Source organism: Chitinimonas sp. (genome assembly GCF_041904975.1).
Taxonomy (GTDB): domain Bacteria; phylum Pseudomonadota; class Gammaproteobacteria; order Burkholderiales; family Chitinimonadaceae; genus Chitinimonas.
This window is the reverse complement of record NZ_JAYRLZ010000332.1, coordinates 1-2,928: the sequence shown is the minus strand read 5'-3', so window position 1 is coordinate 2,928 and position 2,928 is coordinate 1. Positions and strand designations below refer to the sequence as shown.

At 59.4% G+C, this 2,928-nt stretch carries 4 protein-coding genes; all 4 read left to right on the top strand.

Features of this window, described 5'->3' with window-relative positions; all coding sequences use genetic code 11:
* The first annotated feature begins 13 nt into the window (after window positions 1-13).
* Window positions 14-391, top strand: a complete 378-nt coding sequence (gene sdhC / locus ACE3OH_RS20175) for a succinate dehydrogenase, cytochrome b556 subunit (RefSeq protein WP_374357374.1) — start codon at window positions 14-16, stop codon at window positions 389-391.
* Window positions 385-732 carry a succinate dehydrogenase, hydrophobic membrane anchor protein gene (gene sdhD / locus ACE3OH_RS20170; protein WP_374357370.1) on the top strand — a complete coding sequence of 116 codons (348 nt, stop codon included), beginning with the start codon at window positions 385-387 and terminating at the stop codon, window positions 730-732. Before sdhC ends, sdhD begins: the two co-directional genes overlap by 7 nt.
* Complete coding sequence (gene sdhA / locus ACE3OH_RS20165) at window positions 732-2,501, top strand: succinate dehydrogenase flavoprotein subunit (protein ID WP_374357368.1); 1,770 nt, start codon at window positions 732-734, stop codon at window positions 2,499-2,501. Before sdhD ends, sdhA begins: the two co-directional genes overlap by 1 nt.
* Window positions 2,502-2,522: 21 nt before the next feature.
* Window positions 2,523-2,928 (top strand): 2Fe-2S iron-sulfur cluster-binding protein (locus ACE3OH_RS20160; protein WP_374357366.1); only part of this gene is annotated, 406 nt, incomplete at its 3' end.

The window sequence follows — 2,928 nt, the reverse complement described above, 5'->3', positions numbered from 1 at the left end:
GTTAGAGGAAAGCATCATGGAGAAAACTCGGCCCAAACATCTTGATCTGCCGAAGATCAGGTTACCGATACCGGGCATTGTGTCGATTCTGCACCGCGTCAGCGGTGTCTTGTTGTTCGTGTCGATTCCCGTGGTGCTGTATTTGCTGGCTGGTTCCCTGTCCAGCCAGGCTCAATTCGATGCTTACCGTGCACTGGTGGCCTTCCCGCTGGTGAAGCTGGCCTTGTTGGCCCTGCTGTGGGCCTATCTGCACCATGCCTGTGCCGGCATCCGCTTTTTGCTGCTGGATGTGCACAAGGGGCTGGAACTCGAAACCGCACGTAATACCGCCAAGCTGGTGATGGTGGTGAGCTTGGTTCTGACCGCATTCATCGGAGGTGTCCTGTGGTAAATCGCCATGTCATTGGCGCGCACTATGGTTTGCGCGACTGGTTGCTTCAACGCATTACCGCAGTGGTGATGCTGGTCTATACCGTGGGCCTGGTGGCCTTCCTGCTGTTGGCGGCGGGTGCTGGCTACGAAGGCTGGAAAGCCCTGTTTGCCTGCACCTGGGTCAAGGTGCTGTCTACCGTGACGGTGCTGGCCTTGGTGCTGCACGCCTGGGTGGGTGTGCGTGATATCTGGATGGACTATGTCAAGCCGCTGGCGATCCGCCTGAGCTTGCATGTGTTGACCATCCTGTGGCTGCTGGCCAGCTTTGTTTACGCAATTAAAGTGGTGTGGGGTGTGTAATGGCGAACGTCGCTAAACGTCAATTCGATGCGGTGATCGTCGGTGCCGGTGGTGCCGGTCTGCGCGCTGCGCTGCAACTTTCCGAAGCCGGCATTAAGACTGCTGTGCTGTCCAAGGTGTTTCCGACCCGCTCCCACACGGTTGCGGCGCAAGGCGGCATATCCGCAGCGCTGGGCAATGTGCAGGAAGACAAATGGGAATGGCATATGTACGACACCGTCAAGGGGTCGGACTGGCTGGGTGACCAGGATGCCATCGAGTTCATGTGCAAGACCGCGCCGGAAGCGATCATCGAGCTCGAGCACTTCGGTATGCCGTTTGACCGCGTCGACTCGGGTCGCATCTATCAGCGCCCATTTGGCGGCCATACCGCCAATTTCGGGGAAAAGCCGGTGCAGCGTGCCTGTGCCGCCGCCGACCGTACCGGCCACGCCCTGCTGCATACCCTGTACCAGCGCAATGTGCGCGCCAATACCCAGTTCTTTGTCGAATGGATGGCACTGGATCTGATCCGCGATGCCGATGGCGACGTGGTTGGCGTCACCGCGCTGGAAATGGAAACCGGTGAAGTCTATGTGCTGCACGCCAAGGCAGTGCTGTTTGCCACCGGCGGCGCTGGCCGTATCTATGCCGCATCCACCAATGCCTTTATCAATACCGGCGATGGCCTGGGCATGTGTGCCCGCGCCGGCATTCCGCTGGAAGATATGGAGTTCTGGCAGTTCCACCCGACCGGTGTGGCGGGTGCCGGCGTGCTGATCACCGAAGGAGTGCGTGGCGAAGGCGGTATCTTGCTCAACGCCAATGGCGAGCGCTTCATGGAGCGCTATGCGCCGACGCTGAAGGATCTGGCCCCGCGTGACTTCGTATCGCGCTGCATGGCGCTGGAAGTGCTGGAAGGTCGTGGCGCCGGCAAGAACAAGGACCATGTGCTGCTCAAGCTCGACCATCTTGGTCCTGACGTGATCAACCATCGCCTGCCATCCATCCGCGAGATCGCCATCAAGTTCGCCGGTGTCGACCCGATCAAGGAACCGATTCCGGTGATTCCGACCACGCATTACCAGATGGGTGGTATCCCCACCAATTATCTGGGCGAGGTGATGGTGCCACAGGGCGACAATCCGGAAGTGCGCGTCAATGGCTTCTATGCAGCCGGCGAATGTGCTTGCGCATCGGTGCATGGCGCCAACCGCCTTGGCACCAATTCCCTGCTCGACCTCGTGGTGTTCGGCAAGTCGGCTGGCGACAGCATGATCGATTTCATCCGTCGTGAGCGCCCGGTACACAAGCCACTGCCCGACAATGCTGCTGATTTCAGCCTGTCGCGCATCAACCGTCTGGAGACGCAAACCGGTGGCGAAGAGGTCAATGATGTTCGCACCTCGATGCAGGCTACCATCCAAAAGCGTGCCGGCGTATTCCGCAATAGCGAGAACATGGCGCTGGGCGTCAAGGAAATCGCCGAAGTTGCCGCGCGTGCCAAGCGTACGCAGATCAAGGACAAGTCCAAGGTGTGGAACACTGCCCGCGTTGAAGCGCTGGAGCTGGAAAACCTGATCGAGGCCGCTGTCGCTACCATGGTCGCCGCCGATGCGCGCAAGGAATCGCGCGGCGCGCACTCGCACGATGACTTCGAGAAGCGTGACGACGACAACTGGATGAAGCATTCGCTGTACTACTGCGGCGAGAAGCGCCTCAGCTACAAGCCGGTGCATACCAAGCCCTTGACCGTCGACTACATCCCGCCAAAGGAGCGCACGTTCTAAGAACGGGCCGGAGACCAGACCATGAAGATGCAATTCAAGATCTATCGCTACAACCCGGACGTCGATGCCAAGCCGTATATGAAGGACTACGAGGTTGAGCTTGAGCCTTCTGACAAGAAGCTGCTCGATGCCTTGGTGCGCCTGAAGATCGTCGACGATTCGCTGTCGTTCCGCCGCTCCTGCCGTGAAGGCGTGTGCGGCTCCGATGCCATGAACATCAATGGCAAGAACGGCCTTGCCTGCGTGACCGATGTCAGCAGCCTCAAGCAGCCAGTGGAAATCCGCCCGCTGCCCGGCCTGCCGGTGATCCGCGATCTGATCGTGGATATGACCCAGTTCTTCAAGCAGTACAACTCGATCAAGCCCTATGTGATCAACGACACGGTGCCGCCGGAGCACGAGCGTCTGCAAAGCCCGAAGGATCGCG

What these genes read in the sequence shown, in the direction of transcription:
- sdhA (WP_374357368.1), top strand. Translation starts at nt 732, where the DNA reads ATGGCGAACGTCGCTAAACGTCAATTCGATGCGGTGATCGTCGGTGCC.